The 23,252-nt window shown below is 43.3% G+C and carries 22 protein-coding genes; 9 read left to right on the top strand and 13 right to left on the bottom strand.

Annotation, left to right across the window (positions count from 1 at the left end):
* Positions 1-10: 10 nt before the first annotated feature.
* Both C4B60_RS09580 and C4B60_RS09585 read right to left on the bottom strand, forming a co-directional pair.
* Entirely contained in the window at positions 11-916 is a 906-nt protein-coding gene (locus C4B60_RS09580) for a carbohydrate ABC transporter permease (protein ID WP_245153922.1), read from the bottom strand.
* Between the two features lie 73 nt (positions 917-989).
* On the bottom strand, positions 990-2,255 hold the full coding sequence (locus C4B60_RS09585; protein WP_104057769.1) for an ABC transporter substrate-binding protein: 1,266 nt from the start codon (positions 2,253-2,255) through the stop codon (positions 990-992).
* A 387-nt stretch (positions 2,256-2,642) separates the two neighbouring features.
* Between C4B60_RS09585 and C4B60_RS09590 the strand changes: the two genes are divergently transcribed.
* Complete coding sequence (locus C4B60_RS09590; protein WP_104057770.1) at positions 2,643-3,761, top strand: DUF2515 family protein; 1,119 nt, start codon at positions 2,643-2,645, stop codon at positions 3,759-3,761.
* Between the two features lie 45 nt (positions 3,762-3,806).
* Here the strand turns inward: C4B60_RS09590 and C4B60_RS09595 are convergent, their stop codons facing one another.
* The 5 genes from C4B60_RS09595 to C4B60_RS09615 all read right to left on the bottom strand — a co-directional run bounded on the left by C4B60_RS09595 (position 3,807) and on the right by C4B60_RS09615 (position 8,473).
* Complete coding sequence (locus tag C4B60_RS09595; protein WP_104057771.1) at positions 3,807-4,148, bottom strand: YflT domain-containing protein; 342 nt, start codon at positions 4,146-4,148, stop codon at positions 3,807-3,809.
* 160 nt (positions 4,149-4,308) lie between these two features.
* The gene (locus C4B60_RS09600) at positions 4,309-4,719 is read right to left on the bottom strand and encodes an RDD family protein (RefSeq protein ID WP_104057772.1); all 411 of its coding nucleotides are present in this window, start codon (positions 4,717-4,719) and stop codon (positions 4,309-4,311) included.
* A gap of 295 nt (positions 4,720-5,014) precedes the next feature.
* Complete coding sequence (locus C4B60_RS09605; protein WP_104057773.1) at positions 5,015-6,583, bottom strand: flotillin family protein; 1,569 nt, start codon at positions 6,581-6,583, stop codon at positions 5,015-5,017.
* A gap of 162 nt (positions 6,584-6,745) precedes the next feature.
* Positions 6,746-7,384, bottom strand: a complete 639-nt coding sequence (locus C4B60_RS09610) for a superoxide dismutase family protein (RefSeq protein WP_104057774.1) — start codon at positions 7,382-7,384, stop codon at positions 6,746-6,748.
* A gap of 174 nt (positions 7,385-7,558) precedes the next feature.
* On the bottom strand, positions 7,559-8,473 hold the full coding sequence (locus C4B60_RS09615; RefSeq protein WP_104057775.1) for a DMT family transporter: 915 nt from the start codon (positions 8,471-8,473) through the stop codon (positions 7,559-7,561).
* Between the two features lie 350 nt (positions 8,474-8,823).
* On the opposite strand from C4B60_RS09615, the gene C4B60_RS09620 reads away from it, so the two are divergent.
* Entirely contained in the window at positions 8,824-9,366 is a 543-nt protein-coding gene (locus C4B60_RS09620; RefSeq protein ID WP_104057776.1) for a dihydrofolate reductase family protein, read from the top strand.
* A gap of 80 nt (positions 9,367-9,446) precedes the next feature.
* Here the strand turns inward: C4B60_RS09620 and C4B60_RS09625 are convergent, their stop codons facing one another.
* Positions 9,447-10,223, bottom strand: coding sequence for an arylamine N-acetyltransferase (locus tag C4B60_RS09625; protein WP_104057777.1), 777 nt, complete (start codon positions 10,221-10,223; stop codon positions 9,447-9,449).
* Between the two features lie 144 nt (positions 10,224-10,367).
* Between C4B60_RS09625 and C4B60_RS09630 the strand changes: the two genes are divergently transcribed.
* Complete coding sequence (locus tag C4B60_RS09630; RefSeq protein WP_104057778.1) at positions 10,368-11,501, top strand: M14 family metallopeptidase; 1,134 nt, start codon at positions 10,368-10,370, stop codon at positions 11,499-11,501.
* A 64-nt stretch (positions 11,502-11,565) separates the two neighbouring features.
* Here the strand turns inward: C4B60_RS09630 and C4B60_RS09635 are convergent, their stop codons facing one another.
* The 5 genes from C4B60_RS09635 to C4B60_RS09655 form a co-directional block, all read right to left on the bottom strand.
* Complete coding sequence (locus tag C4B60_RS09635) at positions 11,566-11,967, bottom strand: RDD family protein (protein ID WP_104057779.1); 402 nt, start codon at positions 11,965-11,967, stop codon at positions 11,566-11,568.
* Between the two features lie 311 nt (positions 11,968-12,278).
* Positions 12,279-12,908: a cell wall hydrolase gene (locus C4B60_RS09640; RefSeq protein WP_245153923.1), complete on the bottom strand. Its 630-nt coding sequence runs from the start codon at positions 12,906-12,908 to the stop codon at positions 12,279-12,281.
* Between the two features lie 247 nt (positions 12,909-13,155).
* Positions 13,156-13,590 carry a DUF1801 domain-containing protein gene (locus C4B60_RS09645; protein WP_104057780.1) on the bottom strand — a complete coding sequence of 145 codons (435 nt, stop codon included), beginning with the start codon at positions 13,588-13,590 and terminating at the stop codon, positions 13,156-13,158.
* A gap of 31 nt (positions 13,591-13,621) precedes the next feature.
* A complete protein-coding gene (locus C4B60_RS09650) occupies positions 13,622-14,239 on the bottom strand; it encodes an HAD family hydrolase (protein WP_104057781.1) in 618 nt (205 codons plus the stop codon).
* Between the two features lie 144 nt (positions 14,240-14,383).
* Positions 14,384-15,601, bottom strand: a complete 1,218-nt coding sequence (locus C4B60_RS09655; RefSeq protein ID WP_104057782.1) for an MFS transporter — start codon at positions 15,599-15,601, stop codon at positions 14,384-14,386.
* Positions 15,602-15,731: 130 nt separating this feature from the next.
* Here C4B60_RS09655 and C4B60_RS09660 point away from each other — a divergent pair, with 130 nt between their 5' ends.
* The 6 genes from C4B60_RS09660 (at position 15,732) to C4B60_RS09685 (ending at position 22,939) form a co-directional block, all read left to right on the top strand.
* Positions 15,732-16,613, top strand: a complete 882-nt coding sequence (locus tag C4B60_RS09660; RefSeq protein ID WP_104057783.1) for a LysR family transcriptional regulator — start codon at positions 15,732-15,734, stop codon at positions 16,611-16,613.
* 69 nt (positions 16,614-16,682) lie between these two features.
* Positions 16,683-18,287 carry a DcuS/MalK family sensor histidine kinase gene (gene dcuS, locus C4B60_RS09665; RefSeq protein WP_104057784.1) on the top strand — a complete coding sequence of 535 codons (1,605 nt, stop codon included), beginning with the start codon at positions 16,683-16,685 and terminating at the stop codon, positions 18,285-18,287.
* Complete coding sequence (locus C4B60_RS09670; protein WP_104057785.1) at positions 18,280-18,987, top strand: response regulator; 708 nt, start codon at positions 18,280-18,282, stop codon at positions 18,985-18,987. The genes dcuS and C4B60_RS09670 overlap by 8 nt, the downstream gene beginning before the upstream one ends.
* 138 nt (positions 18,988-19,125) lie before the next feature.
* Positions 19,126-20,313, top strand: coding sequence for an NAD(P)-dependent malic enzyme (locus C4B60_RS09675; RefSeq protein ID WP_209020075.1), 1,188 nt, complete (start codon positions 19,126-19,128; stop codon positions 20,311-20,313).
* Positions 20,300-21,619, top strand: a complete 1,320-nt coding sequence (locus C4B60_RS09680; protein WP_104057786.1) for a 2-hydroxycarboxylate transporter family protein — start codon at positions 20,300-20,302, stop codon at positions 21,617-21,619. Before C4B60_RS09675 ends, C4B60_RS09680 begins: the two co-directional genes overlap by 14 nt.
* Before the next feature lie 261 nt (positions 21,620-21,880).
* Positions 21,881-22,939 (top strand): DNA alkylation repair protein, encoded by a 1,059-nt coding sequence (locus C4B60_RS09685; RefSeq protein ID WP_104057787.1) that lies wholly within the window; start codon positions 21,881-21,883, stop codon positions 22,937-22,939.
* Positions 22,940-23,252 lie beyond the last annotated feature (313 nt).

Below are 23,252 nucleotides of genomic sequence, written 5' to 3' on the forward strand. Positions count from 1 at the left end.
TCTCTCCCCCTTATTTGAATGCCTTATTCACAACAAACGAATTCACTGCTGCAAATACGATGATAATTAGGAATAAAATAATCGCTGAAGCAGATGCTGTTCCAAATGCCATATTTGAAAATGCCTCTCTCCATAAGTAAAGCACCACTGTAATCCCTTCCTGGCGGAGACCTCCACCTAAGAAAATCAGCGGCTCTGTGAATAATTGAAGAGCTCCGATCGTTGATAAAAACACCGTAAAAATAATAATCGGGCGGAGCATTGGAATCGTAATAAAGCGGATTTTCTGCCAAACGGTCGCTCCATCGATCGTTGCTGCTTCGTACAAATCATTTGGAATCCCCTGCATCCCGGCAAGGTAAATGATCGTATTGTAACCGAGCCAGCGCCAAAACACCATAACAGCGACAGCAATCTTTACTCCCCACTCATTTGTCTGCCAGCTCACACTGTCAAGGCCTACAAGATTCAAGAACACATTGATCAGACCGAAGTCCTGGTTGCTGAACATTACCCCAAAGATAATCGCCACCGCTACCGTTGATGTTACATACGGCAGGAAAAATGCAGCTCTAAACGCACTTTGAAACTTTACCAGAGCAGAATTCAAGGCAAAAGCCAGAAAGATGGCTACGATCAACTGTGGAAATGTGCCCAGAGCCCCCATAATAATTGTGTTATAAAGAGCCTTCCAAAAAATCGGATCCTCGATCACAAAAGCAAAATTCTGAAACCCAACGAATTCCATTTCCCCTAGTCCGTTCCAGCGCTGGAAGCCTAAATAAAAGCTGAACAGCATCGGGAATAAGCCAAAAATAGCAAACAAAATGAAAAAAGGAGAGATGAATAATAAACCGGATACTGATTCTTTTCGTTTCTCTGTCCACTTCTTTGATGCATATGCATCTGCGCTCACGTCGTAAGCCCCCTTTTATGAAAGATGAGACCAATGCGAGATAAGTAAAATGCATTGGTCTCTGATCCAATTTTTATTGACGATCAAGCTGGGAGGTAATGCGTTTTACCGCTTCGTCCCACTCTTTGTCGGGATCTTTTCCTTCACTGGCTACATTGATCAGCGCTGTCATAAGCTCATCGTGAACAATGGAGTAGTTTTTCCCCATGTAGATCGGTTCAACGGTTTCAGCTGCCTCAGCAAAAATTTCCGCAGTGTTTAATCCGCCAAAGTATTCATCACTCGTATTCAGGAATGATTCTTCTGAATAAACAGCAGGTGCTGATGGGAACATTCCGCTGTCATTAAAGGATTGAAGCTGTCTTTCAGGTGCTACCAACCACTCAACGAATTCGTAGGCTTCTTCGGGGTGCTTAGATTCCTTTGGAATGGCGATGTAAGATCCGCCCCAGTTTCCAGCTTTTTCAGGCATCTGAACGATTCCCCAATCACCTTCTGCATCAGGTGCATTTCCTTTAATACTTGCTACCATCCATGAAGGAGCAAGCAGCGCACCAGAGCTTCCTTCAGCCATGGCATTGCCCCATTCCGGTGTCCACATCTCGTTCTTTCCTATAAGGCCTGCCTTAATCATCTCAGCAGTTGTATCATACGCTTCTCTTACATAAGGAGATTCATTGATGATTAGTTCATCGTCTGTATTGAAATACTGCTCAGGTGCCTGATCCCTTATTGCGGCAAACATGGTTTCAGGCGTATCAAGCATGACTTTGCCTGTTTCTGAGTGGACGGTCTCAGCAACTTCTTTAAACCCTTCCCAATCAGTTACTAATGGCTGTACTTCCTCTGGCTCTGTTGGAAGTCCTGCTTCTTCAAATACATCTTTGCGATAGAACATAACGGATGGACCAATGTCCGTTGGAAGACCCAGCAGATAATCTCCGTCCGTATTTTCTGCAATATTCCATTTCCATTCAAGATAGTCCCCTTTAACATCTTCTGCTCCGTAATCATAAAGATTGTAAAAACGATCCTGAGCATCTAAAAACTTCGCAATCTGACTTACTTCAACCATCGTTACATCAGGCGCTCCTGAATTAGAGGAAACCGCTGTGAAAAGATTATTGTGAAGGTCTCCCATCTCAGAAAAGTTCACCTTAATCGAGACATCAGGATTTTCCTCCATATACTGCGCTGCCAGTTCTTCATAATTGGTTGCTCCAAAAACCCAAAAATTCAACTCTGTTCCGTCACTGCTTCCTGAAGATGAATCACCCGCACATCCCGCTACCCCCAGCACAGCTGCCGACAGAACTAAAGACCCTACCATTTTCTTCATGTTTATCCCCCTTTGTTTGGTAAAAAAATAAAGTAACCGCTTACCCTAAAAGACAAAAAATAATAGTTTAAGAGGCTTATTTTTTAAGGTAAGCGCTTACTTTAAGTTCATTATAATTCAATATCAAAATAATACAACAACTTTTTTAAAATATTTAGGTAAACGATTTCCTTTCTCTGTAGTCGGGTTTTAATTTCTGCCTTTTAAAAACTCATTACATAACTGCTTGGTATAAGACGCGGCTTATTTATTGAGGAACTCCCCCCTACGTTAAAGCTTTATAAATATAATTTTATTTGCCCTTAGTATTCCCTCGATCAGTGTGTAGTACAAGGAAGAATTTCATAATCGTAAGATTTAAAAATACACTTTAAAGAGGTGATCAAAATGTTTCATAATTGGCTGTCATTTTTTAAAAAGGATACAAAAACATTTCGCGAAAGAACTCTTTTATCCCTCTCTGAAATGGGTTATCTGCAGAAAAAATGGGCATACAAGCACCCCCTTTCTCCTTTGTCTCAAGAGGAAAAGAAGGTGGTTTTAGAAATAGATAACGTCACTAACTCTTTAAACCAAAACAATCTTACCCGTACGAAATCTTATCTTGATCTTTACCTCCGCCATCCTGAGCTGCACTGGTCATTTCTAGCCCATATGGTTTCAAGAAATGCAGGGTGGAATATGACTGATTTGAAGGGAAGTTTAGTTAATGGGCTGCTATCCGCTAAGCAGGTTTCTCTCTTTTTTGGTTTTCTTGAAAAAGCAAACCATCTAATATTTCAGGATGCTTTCCCTCAGTTATTATTATATGAAAAAAGCAAAATAGAGAAAAAAGACTACTCCTATTTACTTCCTCATTTTCATATTTCCTGTTTCATGATTCCTATTTGGCAGCTTTTTTTAAAAAACAGCCAGAGCATGAAGGAAGTCCTGACCGTTTCGTTAATTATTAATGAACAGCATCTTTTAGAAGAACAGGTGATGAAAAATGAGTTTTATAAAAAAAATATAATTGGATCCTTTACGTTCCAGCTTCAAGAGCTTTTAGGCCTTACTCATATTTTATTTCCACATAAAACTCCTCATGACATTCAGCTCTCGGGTCTGACAGTACAGCAGTTTTCGCATGTCAATTCCAGGGTTGAGATCGGAAAGCAGCTGTATCTTCAGCTTTTTCATCACATAAAAGAAGGGGCTGTTTCTTTTGCAGAAAGCACTGAACATACAGGCTCAAGAGCTGACTACTATCCTGATTTTTTCTCTGCCGTAAAATCATCCTCTAAAATTTACAGCCCTGCCTTACCCGCAGTCTGGCCCGATCTCCACCATTCGAACACTCCCAATAAGGACTGGTTTGAAGGATCTTCCAAAGTAATCCAATTTTACTCCCTTTCAAAAAGACCTGAGCTTAACATGATGACAGTAAAGCATTTAGCAAATCTGGTGAAGCTCTCTGGTCTGCATGATCTGCAGCAGCTCATCCCCAGCGAAAAACAGGCATATTAAAAGCCGGATAGGGTTACTATCCGGCTTTTACGTTTAAAATCAAATTTAAAATTCAACCTTTTCCTGATTAGCTACAATCAGAAGAGTCTTTCCTTTGTCGAGCTCTTCTTCAAGCTCTTCAGCTTTGTCGGTTTCAAAGCCCATTTCTTCCATCTTAGAGACAAGCTTGTCGTCTTTGCTGCGGAACACATTTTTTAATGCAGTCCCTACACCCGTTTCACTAACACCAACCTTGTTGGCATCATTGCCTTTTCTGTTTCTTCTTACATGGTCATTGTCGTGTGACAGAACATAAATATCTTCATCACGCACACCATCTTTTCGAAGCTTTCCGATTGTTTGATCCAACGATTCATCATTGTGAAATACTTTAAATTTCGGCTTCATGTTTATTCCTCCTTATTTCAAATCACTTGCAGGTTTTCTCTAATGTCCTTTTACCCTACTTAGAGAAATTAAATCGTAAAGCTAGGAAAATAGGAGTTTTGATATGCTTTATATTAATTCAGGCATTACAAAGTCTTTGAGAGGATTAGGTTATAACCACTTAACCCTTATAAATAATATAAGTGCCTGCGATCATATCATGCAGGTCTGTCTTCTTTTTGGTCACTGCAATTAATAGATAACCAATGAAAATAATCAGGTAGGAAAGAATTTGAGAAAAGTATCTTCCAATTGATTTTCCCAGTTTAATAGGCTGATATTGTTCATCGGTCACTATCATTCCCATAACATATTTCCCTACTGTGGCCTGCATAGGAGTCACTGGCATCCCGATGAAGTAGAGCGTTCCAATGACTATGTAAGGCCAGTACAACACAGCAACCTGTTCAATATCTGCTGTTCCGAAAACAAAAAAGCTGATCAGCATAAATGGCGAGGAAATAAGCAGCCCATCAATGAGGAAAGCCACCAGTCGTGCCCCAAATCCTGCATGCTTTGTTGTTGTATTCATAATAAATGACCTCCTATTATTATTTTTTAGTTAAGACATATGAAGAAAAGAGATTGGGACATAACAATAATTTTAAAAACGTGAGGTGAACGGAGTGGAAGGGGGCGACTCCTGCGGGATGAAGAGGGAGCTTGAGATCCACTTGCTGAAAGCAAGTTAGCTCAAGCCCCTCCCCGCGGAAAGCGTCCCCCTGAAGCGCAGTGAACCGGGTAAAAAAGGCTGAGACATTTGTCCCAGCCTCTTTCTTTAAAAGAATCGATCAATAAAGTTTAAGCACTGTGAGGTTTTTTAAACCCTATGCTTTTTCATCATTTCCGGTATCCTCTTTATTTTCCTGTTCACCAGAAGCTTCTTCCATTGTCTCTTTAACCGGTTCAGTCGACGAGGCCGACTCTGCTGCTGCAGCCGCTTCTTTTTGCGAAACGACTGTATGGGTGTTTCCGCGGTTGACGACATCTGACAGGAGCTTTGAGACATCAATGCCTACAAGCTCTTTTAATGGTTCCTGAAGTCCTACCATGGTTTGGGTTATACTCTTTCCATAGTTGGAGACGCCTTTTCCATCGCCTGTATCAATGATTTTGACAGAATCGATGTTGGATAATGGCTGTGCAATTTTTTCTGCATATACCGGAAGCATTTCGATCAGTTTTTCAGCCAGGATGACTTCTCCATGGTTTGCAATGGCTTCCGTTAGTAAGCGTCTTGATTCAGCCTCTGCTTTACCGCGCTCAAGAATAACCTGAGCTTCTGCAAGCCCTTCTTCACGTCTGATGCGGGCTTTTGCTTCCCCGTCAATTTCTGCTTTTCTCGCTTCAGCTTCTGCCTGTCTTGTAACCGAGTAATAATCAGCATCTGCTTTGGCTTTACGGATTTTGTTTTCTTCTTCTTCAATTTCTACCTGACGGGAGCGTTCAAACTGCGAAATCCGCAGCTCCTCTTCTTTACGCTTGGCAATGATGCCCAGCTCTTCTTCCTGTACCTGTTTATCGAGCTTTGCTTTCTCGAGGATATAGGATTGCTCGGATTTCGCCCGGGCTCGTTCTGTTTCTTCTTTAATTGCTGCATCCTTTAGGTCTTTCAGCTTTTGAGCAGCAGCAATCTCCGTTTGGCGCTTATATTCTTCTTCCTTTGCTTCCTTATCTGAATTGGCACGCTGAATGCGCGTTTCTTTTTCACTGTTGGCTTCCGCTATTTCAGCAAGCTTCCGCACCTCTGCAATACGCGGACGGCCAAGATTTTCTAAGTAGCCATTTTCTTTATCGGAATCTCTCAGGTCAGTTAATCCAAGAGAAGTGATTCTAAAGCCCATATCATCCAGCTGCTTTTGAGCAACCTCTGTTACCTGGGCATTGAACCCTTCACGGTCCTCATTAATTTGTTCGACCGTCATTTTTGAAAGGATGGCTCGAAGGTTCGCGCTTAGCACCTCTGAAATTTCTTCTTCAAGCTCAGCAGATTTCTTCCCAAGAAATTGCTCAGCGTAGTTAGCGATCCCTTTTAACGTATCTGCTACCTTTACCATCGCTACTGCATCTGCCACAATCGGCACGCCGCCATTTGTGTAGACACGCGGTGTTGTCAGCTTTAATTGAAAGGATGTTAATTCAACCGGAGTAGCCGTCTGATGCATACGCAATAGATGTCCGCCGCCTCGGATTATTTTCATCGATCGTCCTTCAGTATCGGTAAAAATATTCGTTTCTTTCTCAGGATCTCCAAGCTTTGGTCCTGTAATGATTAGCGCTTGATTGGACCGGGCCGTTCTGTAGCGGATCTTGTAGTAAATGAAAACAGCGATTCCAACAATTGCTAGTACGATTAAAATTGGAATCAGAATAGAAATTGTCTGCAGCATTTCCATATTGATTTTCCTCCTTCAATTTTCATTTTTTCTCTCCTTATCTTTTACGAACGGTCAAGGAAAAAGTTCCCTATTTTGTGTATGTGCAACCCAATTTATTTTGTTGTTTCCAAACAAAAAGAATGCCTCTGTGTTTAGGCATTCTTTCATATTTAAAAGGAATTATCGGCTGACTACTCCGCATAGCATGCGATCTCCTGCGTCACCAGATGGCTGCGTTTCATAGTCATCTGCTTCTGTATGGATCACTAGCGATGTTCCATTATCATCAAGCAATGAATTTTCTTCTCCTGTTTGCAGCGTTACATGTTCAGCTGTGATTTCCTCCTGAACTTCTCCATCTTCACCTACAACAAGATTTGGGAGGTCCCCAGCATGCGGTCCATCTTCATGGTCCGTTCCATGACTTGCATCTGTCGGGTTAAAATGATCTCCGGCTGATTCAAAGTCCGGTGCATCACATTGACCGTTTTCATGAAAATGAAAGCCAAACTCTCCTTCAGGCAGTCCTGAAGCGTTAAGAGTGATTACTACACCCTCGTCACTTTCTGCAAGCTCCGCTGTTCCTACATTTTCTTCATCCTCATTGATTAAATCAACAGTCAGGTTCTCCGGCATTTCAGACTCCGTATCCCTGTCTTCTCCGATATCAGCCTCGTCCTCAGTATCAGTATCTCTGTCGGTAGTCTCTTCATTCGAAGTATCCGAGCCTTCCTGAGATTCCTCGTCATTTCCGCAGGCTGCAAGAATAAGGCCCATTGTCAAAACCAAAAACATGAACAAATAAATCGATTTTTTCATCCTTTTCTCTCCCTCTTAGTTGTAGTCCCTGTAATATTTACCAGTGGTATTATTTGCCTTCCCCAAAAGAGGGTAAATAAACACTAGGTTATGTGAAGAAAAGAGGATATTGCTGTTAGTTTTTTAGTAACAACCCGAGAATTCTCCCCGGTATTAAGGGCTTATCGTTTCCATTTAGGCCTGTTTTCTGCTCAGAAAATGCTGCCGTTCTTTTTTTGGTTTCCAATTTGCCAAATAGACGCCTAAAAAGATGGTTACCAGGCCAACCAGTAAATTTTGAGTTACAGCCTCCCCAAGAAGCACCTTCCCCCACAAAAGAGCCGTTAAAGGTACGAGATAGGTTACAGTCGTGGCAAACTCTGCTCCTCCCTTATTGATTAAATAGTAAAAGAGCAAATGAGCAACGCCGGATCCTAAACAGCCTAAGCCAATTAAAGAAATAATAAAAATTGCATCTATAGAACCCACCACATTCGTAACGAATGAAGGCTCTGTAAATAAAACCCCTACCAGGCCAACTGAAGCCCCTACGAGTAAAGAGAGTGTAGTGAGGACGAGTACATTTAACTTTTGAAGATGTCTTCTTGAAAATTGGGATGAAAATCCGTAACAGGCGGCCGCCAGCACCATTGTTCCGATTCCAATAAAATGACCGGTCAAGAGCTCGTGTGCATTAAAATCGATCAAAATAAGTATTCCAATAAAACCCAGCGCAATTCCGCCCCACTGCCTTTTCGTGAGCAGGACAGAAAAAAAGATGAATCCCATCAAGCCGGTTAAAATCGGTGTAGAAGCATTCAAAACAGCGGCTGTATTACTCGTAATTTCAGTTTGACTGAGGGCAATCAACCCCCAAGGCAGTCCGGCATTAAAGATCCCCACAGTAATAATCGCCTTCCACGGAAGCGGACCGGTTCCCTTTTCTTTTCTTACCTTCGTAATGAAAAGAGGTAGTAAGATCACAGCTCCAGCCAGACAGCGCAGTAATACGGTCCCCCAGACCCCCGCTACACTAATCATTTCTGAAATAAAAACAAAGGAAAGACCCCATATCAAGCTTAATAGAATAAGTGCACTGTATAATTGCATGATTTTTTCTCCTTTTTGGTTAATTGGAAATTTCTGTTCTCCGTTTATTTTATACGAAACGAAGCACTTGAAATAGCTTCATTTAATTAGAAACCAATATTTTTAAAATGGATAGTTTAATAATCTTGCTTACCTTCTTTTGAATGATTAACTGTTGTGTGAAACAGTCGTTCTAAAGCATCTTGTTCAAAGCAATTCGTGCCGGGTAGAATTTAGTAAAAAGATTGAATAGTTGTCTCTATGTGCAGCGATGGAGCATACCTAAAAGCCCTTAGAAACAGTATAAATCCCTGGTCGATTTTCAAAAGCATTTCTAGTTTCTACAAACTCAGAAATAAGGAGAGATCGCAATGGCAAATGTTATTATTCACGCAACGATAACGTTAGACGGGTTTATGGCTGACAAGGATGGGGGTGTCGATTGGATGTTTGACTTTGAAGCGGCGGATGAAGATTATGCAGTAGTCAATAAGGTCATGGGTGAAATAGGTGCGATAGTTGGCGGCGCAAATAAAATGAATACGATTGAAGAGGGAGAAATCCCGTATGGCGGCATGTTGAAGGTTCCCATTTACCTCATGACCCATGAAAAGCATGAACCGATTGAAAAGGATGGCATTACCTACCGTTTTATCGTTGACGATATTAAACACGCCGTTGAGACCGCCAAAGCAAGTGCCGGCGATAAAAGTGTTGCTCTTTTAGGCGGCCGCATCTCCCGGCAGTGCCTCAGACTTGGTCTTGTGGATGAAATCGTACTGGCTATCGTTCCCATACTGCTTGGTGATGGAGTTTCACTATTTGGAGAACTGGGAGAACGCATCAAGCTGGAACGCACCGAAACATCAGCTTTTGCGAGTGAGACCCATCTGCGCTTCCGGGTTGTAAAGTGACGTACCATCTCCAGAGGTCCTTTGACTTCAATGGAATTCAACAAAATATTCGAGAGCTTCTTTATCAGAGAAGCCAAAGGTTAGTAAGGTTCATTTCCTTTTCTTTTCTTATAAATCTCTACTGCAGATTCATAAAGTCCCGTATCCAATCCAAACTTTTTCACCCACATCATTACTTCATCCCTTGAAAGAACCTGATCTTCAATGCCACTTTCCTTGAATTGGCGAAGCTCATTATTCCGTAACGAAATAGCCACTCCGTCAATATAGCCAAATAGCTTCAGTGTTTGAAAAGCGAAGCCATCCTCCCAGTCATGGGTTTTCAGAATGGTTTTGGTCATCTCATTCCACCCAACAGGTTCAGGCTTCAGCGTCTTCGTTGGTCCCGGTGTACGTTCTACAAGAACCTCTCTATCACTCTTAACTGTGTAGTTAAACGTCTCAGCAGCTGCATGGACAGTAAAAGACTGATGAAGCGGATAAGCCTTAAAAAGCGGCGCACTGTAGCCTACATCGACGTAATACGGCTGGTCCAGATCTACACGCAAACACATATGCCCCGGCGCCATTAAAAGATAGTTCACCTGAAACCCAAGATCCTCCAAAAGCCATCTGAATCCCCTGGCAAGTGAATAGCAGGTCCCCCCTGCTCTCTTTTCTATTACTCTTTCTATATAATCCTCAACGGATGGAAGATAGGAATCTGCAGGGGAGAGCTCTTCATAATCAATAAACTTGGTTAGTGTCTCCCATTTAACCTTAGTCTGATGTGCATGAATTAACTCGTTTAAATAAGATAGACTTGGCTCTTTTCGTTCGACCTCTAAAAAAGATAAAAATCGTTCTGTTTGCTTCATCATTGCTCCCCCTTTCTTCTTTTATCGTACACCTTTCTTTAGATCTCATCTATTTTGCGAATTCAGCTATTTTCTATATAGGTTTCGTCATTCCCGATAAGTGGAAAGCTAGACTATATAGATTCTTAGGAGAGGATGCGTGCGATGAAAACAATAGATGAGTACTTTCAAACTACGTATGAGGAGTCACGGGAGGTTTTTTGGAAGAATTTCGAGAAGGTAAAAAGCCACTGGCCAAATGCGGAGCTGACAACCCATCCGATTGGCAAGGAAGAGGATAACACGATCGATATGATTTATGCAGAAGGCACTGAAGTGAATGAACGGGTGCTGTTTATGACAACCGGAGAGCACGGAATTGAAGGCTTTGCAGGAGCTGCCATGCTTGATGTCTTTATGACTGAGCTTGCTGATGTGATTGATCAGAAGCGGACAGGCATCTGTTTAATTCATGCAATTAATCCTTGGGGAATGAGGAATTTCCGCCGTGTAACAGAGAATAATGTTGATCTGAACAGAAATTACTTACTTAATTCAGAAACCGTGCCTGATGACATAAACACAGAGTATGAAAAACTGCTTAAGCTGTTCCTGCCTGACGGGAAAATTGAAAGTCTCATGTCCGAGGAAGCGGAAATCCGCAATCATATGTCAAGAGGCGCTGTCTCTGAAGGCTACAGCGGACTGATGGAAGCCAAAGGAATGGGTCAGTTTGAATTCCCTAAAGGAGTCTATTTTGGAGGGAAGGAAAAAGAAGAATCCGCCGTCTTTTTAACCTCTGTTCAACGAAAGCTGCTTTCCTCATTTGGAAAGGTCATTCATATGGACTGGCATACAGCGCTCGGCCCTACCAATGAAGTTACGATGGTGATAAGCGAGCTTGACGGACGCAGTGAAAAAGAGCTGAAAAAAGAATATGGACTAAAGAACATACAAGTATTCAGCCCCTCAAACGTTAAAGGAGATTCCACCAATCATTTTTACGAGCTCAAAAATATGGAATTCCCGGAAACAAGGCTTTTCTCTGCACTCTTTGAATTCGGTACTTTTGGAACGAGCATGTCAGCAACCATTCGTGAATTCTTAACCATGACACTCGAGAACCGTCTATATTTTGAAGGTGCTGTTCATGAAGAAGACCGTAAAAAAATCTTAAGTGAATTCAAGGCCATGTTCTATCCCGATGATCATGATTGGCGTTTTGCCATTCTGACAGAGGGCCGGAAAGCGATGGAAGGCGTATTTAAAAGTGAAGGGCTCTACACCATAAGAGGCTAATTGATAAAATTCAAAGCAGCAAAGGATGAAGCTCATCCTGTGCTGCTTTTTTGCTGTGGCGGAATTAATTTGAAGGTTTAATCTCTTTTACTGTAGTCCCCGCATAGGCATCATGAGGGTATACAGCGCCTTCCTGTCCTTCAAAGCCTTCCCTGTTTTTAAGATAGTCCAAGGTGCTTTTTGTATCACGATATAAAAACCGTTTGGCGATTTGCTGTGAGGATAATTCGGATCCGCCACTGCTCTCAAGCTTTAAACCCATCGCTTTATACCCGATTGTCTGTCCGCATTTCCGCAGCTGGAGATATTCAAGTCCCCACATAACAGCCGACGGGGTGATTACCGCATGAACAAATTCACTTTTAATTTTTTTCCGTAGAAGCTGCTCCACTCCGACCGTTACAATGGACGAAATAGCAAAATCGATAAAGATTGCTTTTGTTCTTTTTTTGGTTAGGGATTTCATTCTACTCCTCCTTCTGCTTGTCCTAAGTGATTAGAACTCGGCTGTACATGTATTTGTTACCTATATGAGTAAATACGGTTTTTAACAGAAATGGTTTCATTAACTTAAAAAATATGAGGTGAGCGGAGCAGAAGGCGGCGACTCCTGCGGGAGGAAGCGGGAGCTTGAGATCCACTTACTGCAAGCAAGTTAGCTCAAGCCCCGTCCCGCGGAAAGCGTCCGACTGAAGCGCAGTGAACCGGATAAAGGCTGAGACGTATTTGTCCCAGCCCTTTAATCCCTTGATATGTAGTAAAATCCCTTTTACAATCCTACTCTGCAAACAAATGACTGCCAATTGTATGCTTTGGTGTTGTATTTTCAAAAATCCAGGAAGAGGTCGCAATTTCCGGGTTGTAGTAATAAACCGCTCCATAGCTCGGATCCCAGCCTCTCCAAGCATCCTTGACAGCATGATATGCCACATAGTCTGGTGTTAAATAGTACTGTCCGTCCATTAGAGCTGTAAATGCATTTGTCTGAAATAACACTCCGTCAATAGTCGATGGAAATTCTGGAGAATGTAAACGGTTTTTAATGACAGCTGCTACTGCCACCTGCCCCTCATACGATTCACCCCTTGCTTCTCCGTGGACAATTTTGGCCATTTTTTCAACTTCATCAAGCTGATACAAGGTTTCAGCTCCTGCCACACCGGTGACTGGCAATAGGAAATCCTGCTGAAGCCCTCTCACAGCTTCCTCTGTTAACGGACCAAAATACCCCGTTGGCGCTGTATCCAAATACCCCATAAGTGTCAGCTTCTCCTGTACCTGGAAAACGTGTTCACCCTGATCGCCGGTTTGAAGAGGACTCTCTGCCTGCGTTTCCTTTGTGTGCATGACAGCTGCTACAAAACACCCAGCCAGAAAGAATAGTAGATGTGCTTTTTTTCTAATCATTTAATAACCTCCTTTTCACCCATATACTCTAAAAACAGGAACACAAACCATTATTTTCATAATTGAACCTAAACTACTGAACCTCTTTAAGATTTACCATAAGGAACATGCAAGAATATTAAATTTAGTGGACCTTATTTAACACAAAATGTCTCTTACCCAATTAATCAGCCTTTTACATGTAATTTCCATCCGGAAATAAATTTGCATAGAAAAAAGCTCTCCTTGGAGAGCTTTAAGCGATTAATTATTCAGGAACTTTCTCCGGATACATTTCCTGTAGGAAATCAACGGATTGTTTAATTAATGCCTTCAGAACATCAACATTTATATCATCCAGCTTGTTAATGTACACGCAGGCTTTTCCGGTTGTATGCTTGCCAAAATCCTTTAAAAGCTTTTCTCTCGTTGGATCACCAGTGGCAAAATACAGGCTGATTTTTGACTTTCTTGGAGAGAACCCTGCTAAAAACGAGTCACCTTCATGTCCTGTCTCGTACTTGTAATGATAGGAGCCGAAGCCGATCATGCTTGGTCCCCACATTTTTGCATCATAGCCTGAAGCTTCAGTAAAGATATCAAGCAGTCTGTAAGCATCCTCTTTCTTTTTAGGATGGTCCACCGATTCAATAAACTCGATTACACTGCCGTCATTCTCTTTTGTTTTTTGTTCGTACGCCATTGCAAAAACGCCTCCTTAAAGTAGCCAAGCCTTAGCCGAATTTTTTGACTAGATCATCAAGCCCTTCAATTACATCATCCGAATCATCTACATTCCCAAATCCGTATTTCGCAAAAATAAATGGAATTCCTGCATGACGTGCAGCATTCCGATCTCCCTGTGTATCCCCCACATAAATCGGGCTTTCGAGCTGGTTTCGTTTGATCACGAGGTTAATATTCTCCCCTTTTGAAAGTCCGGTTCTCCCCGGGTTTTCAAAATCAGAGAAGTAATGATCGAGCTTATGATAATGATAAAACGCTTCAATATAGCCTTCCTGGCAATTGCTGACGATGAATAAGCGGTACTTCTGCGATAAGGCTTTTAGCGTTTGCTCAAGGTGGGGATACAGTTCGCCTCCGTTGTCTGCAACATACGGAATCTCAACTGCCGAGCACTCCTTCATCAGCTTAATCTGCTCCTGCTCATTTAAGTCCGGAAACAGAACCTGTGCAATCTCATGCAGTTGAAGACCCATCGTTTTTGTTAAATCCTCAGTCGTCAGCTCAACGTCCATTCCTCTATTTTTTAGCGCTTTATTCCATGAAGCCAATACGGTTTCTCTCGGATCCCATAAGGTTCCGTCTAAGTCGAAAATAATACTGTCCATCTTATCCTGCTCCTTCTTTAGGGATACGATTCATGCTTCTGTCGTTCACCTTTTATCCTTTTATTCTAGCATACCGATAAGGGTTGAAGTTGGATAGAGACAGCAAAAAAGAAGCCAAATTATATTTAGCTTCTCACAGAATTTTTAATGATTATAGCGATAGCGTACCGCTTTTTCCGTTCTTGTTTCGAGTCTTGAAAGCCCCCAGACGAAGGTTAAGCCGAGAAGTAAAAATCCGCTGACCATGCCAATTACTCCGAGCCACCCGTACATTGACCAGAAAATCCCGCCCAGCGTACCCCCAATACTTGATCCTATATAGTAAAGGAATAAATAGAGCGAGGAGGCCTGTGATTTATTTTCAAGCGCCCGGTACCCAACCCAGCTTGTTGCCACGGTCTGGCTTGCAAAAAAGCCGAATGAAAAGATTAAAAGCGCGAGAATCTTGCTTATCAGATGCCCTTCGAGTGAAAGGAGCGTTCCTGCAGCTAAAATCGTTAAACAGATCGTAAGCATTTTCTGCCTGCCATGACGTTCAACGAGTCTCCCTGCCCACACGGAGCTGTACATGCCAATGATCATCACAATAAACAACCAGCTGACAAAGCCCTGACTTAATGAATACGGCGCCTGAAGCAGGGCATAGCCCATATAATTAAAGATCGCCACGTTACAGCCCATAATAATAAAGCCTATTCCAAATAAATAAAGCATGCCCGGATCCTTTAAGTGAGCGAAAAGAGATGCCAAAAGCTTTCCCGGGTGCATGGTTTTTGAGTGAAAGTTCCGGGATTGCGGAAGACTTACAAGAAAGACAATGGTTGAAGCGAACCCAAGCACCCCAATGGCTCCAACAGCGAGCTGCCAGTTAAAAAGGTCGCCAACTACCCCTGAAAAAACCCGGCCAAAGACCCCGCCAATCGCATTCCCGCAAATATAAAGACCCATTGCTGCTCCAAGGCTCTGCTGTTCTATTTCTTCTCCCAGATAAGCCATCGCAACGGCCGGCAGTCCTGCCAGCGCGACACCAAGTAAGGCACGAAAAATCAAGAGCACAACAAAATCCGGACTGAATGCAGTAAGTATACATAATAGAGAAGCTGTAAACATGGAAATCACCATGACCGGTTTTCGGCCCCACACCTCAGACAGTGAGCCGAAAAAAAGCAGGCTGATGGCAAGGGTTATCGTCGTTATGGAGATGGATAAGCTTGAGGTGGCTGGTGAAACGCCGAACTCCTGCGAGAAAACAGGCAAAAGCGGCTGAGTGCTGTAAAGGATTGCAAATGTATTAAAACCGGCGGCAAAAAAAGCTAAGCTTGTTTTGCGAAATACCGGCGTTCCCCGCTGAATATAACTCATGACTAGTGCCACCCCCTGCCCTCTTTTTATCCGATAGTATGAATTTTATGGTATCATGCTTAATTCATATTGTATAATTCATAATTATCATGTTTTTAATGCATCTATGTAATGAATAGGAGGCACTTTTATGGAATGGCATCAGTTTCAGTATTTTAAAACACTTGCCCGTATTCAGCATGTTACCCGTGCTGCTGAAATCCTTAATATTTCCCAGCCCGCTCTCAGCCGGTCCATCGCCAGATTTGAAGAAGAAATCGGTGTTCCTCTTTTTGAACGTGAGGGCCGGTCGATCCGGTTGAACCACTATGGGGAGATAATGCTTCAAAGGGTTGAATCAATGATGAATGAATTTGACTTAGGCAAACAGGAAATACAGGATTTACTCGAGCCAGATCACGGAGTCGTATCGCTCGGCTTTTTACATACACTCAGTACAAATCTCGTTCCTGACCTGATTGCTTCTTTTCGTACAAGCTATCCGAAGGTCCATTTTAGGCTCGGACAAGGTCCTTCTCATACCATTTTAAAGGAGCTTCAATCAGGAGAGTATGATCTCTGCCTGACAATGAAAATGGATGCCCCTATTGAGTGGGAACCGCTCTGGAGCGAGGAGCTCTTTGCCATCCTTCCAATCGACCATCCTTTATCCGGACAAAAAACCATTACCCTGAATGAGATCGCAGAAGAATCCTTTATTCATTTAAAAAAGGGCTATTCTTTACGGATTACAGTTGAGCGATTATTTGAACAAGCGGGTATTTCACCGAGAATTATGTTTGAGGGTGATGAGGCGGATACTGTCGCAGGTCTTGTTGCTGCAGGTCTTGGGGTATCGATCCTGCCAAGTCAGCGCGGGATTGATCATAGTAAACTTGCACAAATTAGAATTGAAGGGCTTCAAAGCGAGCGGACGATTGGACTTGCGTGGATGAAAGGAAGATACTTATCTCCCGCCACTCAGGCCTTTAGACGTTTTATTGAGGAGTATTTTCATAACATGGCTGAATAACACTTGCCTATAAGGTATCATGTAACTGCTAAGTAAGAATTATGAACGTAAAGGACAGGAGGCAATGAGGTGAAAAAACAAAGATTAACGCTGCGGGCGATTATTATCCTCCTGATTATTGCCGTTGTGACGGTGTCACTTGCCGCAACGGATATGCTTATCAGCCGTACAATCGCTGAAAACACACTGAAGGAGCAGGAGCAAAAAGGACTCACGCTTGCAAGGCTTGTCGCACAGGAAGAAGAGGTGCAGGAAGGTCTTGCAGAAAACAATTCCTCCCTCGTTCAGCCTTATGCCGAGCGCGTCCGGGAAACCTCAGAACTGCTCTTTGTTGTCGTAATGGATATGGAAGGCGTTCGTCTGTCCCACCCGGATCCTTCTTTAATCGGTGAAAAATTTCAGGGAGATGACGAAGAAAGAGCTCTTGAGGGAGAAGAATACAGCTCGAGGTCACAGGGCTCACTCTCCCCTTCTCTCCGATCCTTCACTCCTGTTTACAATGAGTCGGGTGAACAAATCGGAGCTGTTGCTGTCGGGGATTCACTTGAGGCAATTGAACAGCTGATTACAGAAAGCCACTTAATTATTTTGTCCGTCTCAGGTCTTGGGATTTTAATTGGCGTAATTGGCGCTTTTCTTATCGCAGGGTATATTCGCAGGCAGCTTCATGGCCAGGAGCCTGCTGTGATCGCAAAAACGTTTGAAGAACGGAATAGAATGCTCCAGTCTGTTCGCGAAGGAATAATAGCGGTTGATCATACCGGAACAATCACACTTGTTAATGAAGCAGGCCAAAGACTGTTTAAGGAAGCAGGACTTGCCTCTCATCCTGTCGGCATGAAGGCAGACGAATTCCTGAAGGACAACGGTCTTACCCGTATACTTAAAACAGAAAAAGCAGAGCTTGATGAGGATCTTCGGATCAATCATTTAACCCTCCTTGTAAATCGGATGCCGTTGACGGTTGATAATGAAATCGTGGGTGCTATTTCGACCTTCCGCGACAAAACAGAGGTTAATCTCCTTGCCGAGCAGCTCACAGGTGTTAAGCTATACAGCGAAGCGCTAAGGGCCCAATCTCATGAAATGAAAAATAAACTGCATGTAATTCTTGGACTCCTTCGCACAGAATCGTATGATGACTTAAAAACCTATATTTATCAACTGACCGAGCATCAGTTTGATGAAACCGAGCGTCTTACCCAAAATGTCAAAGACCCCGTTATGGTCGGTTTTTTGATCGGAAAGCTAAGCTATGCGCGGGAAAAACAGGTCGCTCTTACAATCAGCTGTCCAATGATTATCCCTTCTCCTAAGAAGGAGGAAATGAAGCATCATTTTATTACCATCCTTGGCAATCTGATCGATAATGCCATTGAGGCAGCAGAAGAAAGTCCTACTAAACAAGTATCTGTGACCCTTTCCTATCAGGATCAAAAGCTGCAGATTGACGTTTCGGATTCCGGCGCCGGCATTTCACGTGAGCATCTTGAAACTATTTTTACGAAGGGCTTTTCGACGAAAGGGGATGACCGAGGCTACGGGCTTTACCTCGTTCATACGATCGTCTTAGAGCTTGGCGGTACGATGACCGTCGACTCGTTTGCCAATAGCGGCACCACCTTCAAGATTGAGCTTGAGTATGAAGCAAAGGAGACAGACAATCATGATTAACGTTCTTGTTATTGAAGACGACCCAATGGTATCCAAATTAAATCAGTCGTATGTAAATGAAGTTGAGGGATTCCGTCTTGCAGGAGCTGCCTACACATATGCTGAGGCAGCTGCCCTTTTGGAGCAGCAAAAGGTGGATCTGATCTTGCTTGATATTTATATTGGAGCTAAAAACGGACTGGACCTGTTAAAAAATCTTCGCACTGAGCAAAACTGGAATGGAGACGCCATTTTGATCACCGCTGCCTCAGACGTACAATCTGTTCAAACAGCGATGCGGCATGGAGCAGTAGATTATATTATGAAGCCCTTCGACTTTCCTCGCTTTCAGCAGGCGCTTCTTTCCTATAAAGAAAAGCACATCTTATTTCAGGCACACGATACACTTGATCAGAAAAAGCTGGATGAACGCTTTTTTGCATTGAAAGAGTCCGCACAGATTGAGCTTCCGAAGGGGCTTTCAACCAATACGCTCCGGACCATTGTTAAAACGATTGAATCACTTCCGGAATCAGCCTTCTCCTCTGAGCATGTTGCGGAGAAAAGCAGTATATCCACCGTCTCGGTTCGAAAATATTTAAAATTTCTCGCAGAAGCCGGGGTATTGGGCGAGCGGGTAACATACGGCTCTGTCGGACGCCCTCTTCACTTATACGTTATACGAAAAGAAAATCTTTTACTGATTGACCATCTTCTTTGACGAAACTAAAAGCAGCCTCGGCTGCTTTTTTTATTTACGAAATTATTTTTAAAGTTTCTTAATATAGGCTCTGTAACCCTTTTCTTTTAAGATAGAACACAACTTACTTGAAAGCGTTTTCTAAGAGGAGGAATTACCATGGTCGTAATGAGAAATAGAAGCAAAGCAGTTGAATTGCACGAACGATTCAATGGAAAGTTATCGATAGAGAGCAAGATTGATATTCAAACAGAGCAGGATTTAAGCCTTGTCTATACACCCGGAGTGGCTGAGATATGCCAGGAGATCGAGGCATATCCCGAACGGGTTAACACGCTCACTTCCCGTGGACAAACGGTCGCAGTGATCACCGACGGAACAGCGGTTCTCGGACTCGGTGATATCGGTCCGAAGGCTGCCATGCCTGTGATGGAAGGAAAGTGCATCCTGTTTAAAAAATTTGCTGATTTAAACGCATTTCCAATTTGTCTCGACGAAAAAGATCCTGAAGCCATTATCAGTATTGTTAAAGCGCTTGCACCTACATTTGCAGGAATTAATCTTGAGGATATTTCGGCTCCGCGTTGTTTTGAAATTGAACGCCGACTGAAAGAAGAGCTCGATATCCCTGTTTTCCATGATGATCAGCACGGGACAGCGATTGTTGTTCTTGCCGGCTTATATAATGCGCTTCGTCTTACTCAACGGAACCCAAAAGATACAAAAATCGTTATTAATGGGGCCGGTGCTGCCGGAATTTCTATCGCTAGACTATTACTGGATGCCGGCTTTGAACATATTACGCTTGTCAGCCTTGAAGGCGTTGTCTGTAAGGGGGCTTCCTGGCTGAATGAAGCACAAAAGGAAATCGCTGAACGCACAAACAAAAACTTACTTCAAGGCACCCTGGATGATGTGATCTCTGACAAAGATGTCTTTATTGGCGTATCGGGTCCAAATGCTCTTCGTCCCCTTCAAGTAAAGCGCATGGCAAAACGGGCGATTGTCTTTGCACTTGCAAACCCGGTTCCGGAAATTTATCCAAACGACGCGCTCAAGGCAGGTGCTGAAGTTGTTGCGACAGGCCGCTCAGATTTCCCGAATCAGGTAAATAATGTTCTTGCATTCCCTGGAATTTTCAGAGGTGCGATTGAAGCAAACGCTACAAATATTACCATTCCGATGAAGCTTGCTGCGGCAAGAGCAATTGCTGATTTAATTTCTGAAGAGGAGCTCCATGCCGATTACATTATTCCGCGCTCATTAAACCAGCAGGTATCCTACGCAGTCGCTGCTGCTGTTGAACAAATCGCAAAAGAAGGAGCTGAAAACGATGCGCAAAGCTAAGGAGCTTCCACAAACACCATTGCTGCAGGAAGCACCTCCCCTCTCTACTGAAAGACGGGGAGTGAGTGTTTTTAACATTCCAATCCAGTGGTTCGCCCTGATTACTGTCATTACTATAGCGGCAGTTTATACGGGTACCCTTCCGGCCGGTATGATCGGGAGCCTTCTTGTGATGATCGTGATTGGAGAAGCACTTGGCTGGATCGGCGACCGTACGCCGATCATTAAAAGCTATCTGGGGGGCGGAGCAATCGTAGCCATTTTCGGTTCTGCTTACCTTGTTTACAGCGGCCTGCTCCCTGAAGGAGTTGCCACTTCTGTTGAAGGCTTCATGACAACTGGCGGTTTTCTTGATTTTTATATTGCCGCATTAATTACCGGCAGTATTCTTGGCATGAATTCGAAAGTACTGGTTAAAGTAGGTGTTCGTTACTTTGCGCCTATCTTTGGAGCTATTTTAGGGGCTGTTCTTTTAGCAGCAGCAATCGGCAGCTTAATCGGATTCACACTTGAAGAAGCTGTACTCGTTATTACACTTCCTATTATGGGCGGCGGCATGGGTGCAGGCGCTGTGCCGATGGCTCAAATTTATTCTGAATTTCTCGGACAGCCGGCAAGCTATTATATATCCATTTTGGTGCCTGCTCTTGCATTAGGAAATGTTTTTGCGATTATCATTGCAGGTCTTTTAAATAAACTGGGTCAAAAAGTGCCATCTTTAACCGGGAATGGCAAGCTGATTGACGGCTTTGAAGAAGAAAAGCCCTCGACGAAATTTGATCTGCAAAAGCTTTCGGTCGGACTTTTGGCAGCCTTACTATTCTTTACACTGGGCCATTTGCTTGGTGCAGTTCTCCCTATCCACCCATACGCCATTATGATCATTTTAGTTGCCGCTGCAAAGGTGCTAAATCTTCTTCCGCAAGCATTGGTAGAAGGCGCAAGCCAGTGGTATCAATTTGTCGCTAAAGCCTTTACACTTGCGCTTCTTTTTGGAATTGGTGTTGCGTACACGGATCTGGGTGCTGTCTTAAGTGCTCTGTCGTTCCAATATGTTGTAATCGTCCTTGCCGTTGTACTTGGCGCTGTGATCGGTGCAGCCATCATTGGACGTTTAGTTGGATTTTATCCGATCGAATCAGGCATTACAGCAGGACTTTGCATGGCCAATATGGGTGGAACCGGCGATGTAGCCGTTTTATCCGCAGCAAAACGCATGCAGCTTATGCCTTTTGCACAAATCGCTTCAAGACTTGGCGGAGCCATTATCCTGCTTCTGGCCGGGTTAATTATGTCCCTTTTTTAAGCTGCATCTTTTGAAATGAACCTGGGATATAACAATAACTGAGTAACTATAGATTTAATGACAGCTTATTTAGAAACGTGAGGGGAACGGAGTGGAAGGTGGCGACTCCTGCGGGATAAAGCGGGAAGCGTCCGCCTGAAACGCAGTGAACCGGATAAGAGGGGTTGAGACACATTTGGTCTCAACCCCTCTTTTGTTTATAATCAATGTAAAGAAATATTTAAAATCTTGAATTCAACAAAACAGAAAGCAGGAATGTGAATGTCACTAATCAAGGACGTTTATACACTGGATTGGATCCAGAGATTAGGCAGCCGTCTTGGAGATCCAGAGTCGTTTCAGCAACAGGTGTTATCTCCTGAATGGAATGAGCTAAGCTTCAAACAAAGAGCACGCCACATTACCGTTTCAATGCATCCATTTCTTCCAGAGAATTTTAGCGAAGCTGCTGACTGGCTTGAAGAGAACGCGCAGGACTTTAGCGGTCTCCCTGGGATTGTGTTCCCCGATTACATTGACGTCTACGGGCAGGATCATTGGGACCGCTCCTTCCGTGCGCTTAAAAACCTGACAGCTGCTTCGACCTCTGAATTTGCGATCCGCTCATTTTTACTAAAAGACCTCAAACGCTGCCTCGCGATTATGACCAGATGGGCAGAAGACAGCAATGAACACATAAGGCGTTTAGCATCTGAAGGCGCACGGCCAAGGCTGCCATGGGGACAGGCGATACCTTCCCTGATCCAAGACCCAACACCCGCCTTCCCTATTCTCTTAAAGCTGCTGCAGGATGACTCGCTCTACGTCCGAAAAAGTGTAGCTAATCATTTAAATGATGTCTCGAAAACTCACCCTGAGCTTATACTGAAACTTATTCGCGAAAATAAAGGGGAGCATCCACATACGGACTGGATTTTACGGCATGCGAGCAGAACCTTATTAAAGAAGGGTCATCCTGAAGCTCTTTCACTGTTTGGTTTTGAAGGCACTGATCGTGTTCATGTTAAAGAATTTAAAGTATCTGAGAGGGTGGAGCTTGGCGGAGAACTAGTCTTTTCGTTCCAGCTTGAGGTAGAAGCTCTTCAAAAGCTGCGGGTTGATTTTGCCATTGATTATATTAAAAAACGCGGCAATCGAAATCGAAAGGTTTTTAAGCTGAGCGAGGGAGACGTTTCTGCAGGAAGAAAAAGCTACGCCAGAACTCTTTCTTTTAAGGATCTCACGACCAGGGTCCATTATCCTGGACATCATACGATTACACTCCTGGTCAATGGGGTTGAAGCAGCATCAGCAGATTTTGAGGTAAATGGTTTTAGTTAGGACAGAAAGATTACTGAAAAAGTATAAATCGTTTTAGAAACGTGAGGTGAACGGAGCGGAAGCTGGCGACTCCTGCGGGAGGTAGCGGGAGCTTGAGATCCACTTGCTGAAAGCAAGTTAGCTCAAGCCCCGCCCCGCGGAAAGCGTCCGGCTGAAGCGCAGTGAACCGGATAAGGGGTTAGGACACACATCTGTCTTAATCCCTTTTTTGTCGCATAAAAAGCAGATAAATATCTCGCTCTCCACTCCCCTTTTAGAAAAATGGAAGAAATTTTATAACTTTCACTTTTATCCGCCCCTTTTTAAGGTAAAT

The organism is Jeotgalibacillus proteolyticus (genome assembly GCF_002926065.1).
Taxonomy (GTDB): Bacteria; Bacillota; Bacilli; order Bacillales; family Jeotgalibacillaceae; genus Jeotgalibacillus; species Jeotgalibacillus proteolyticus.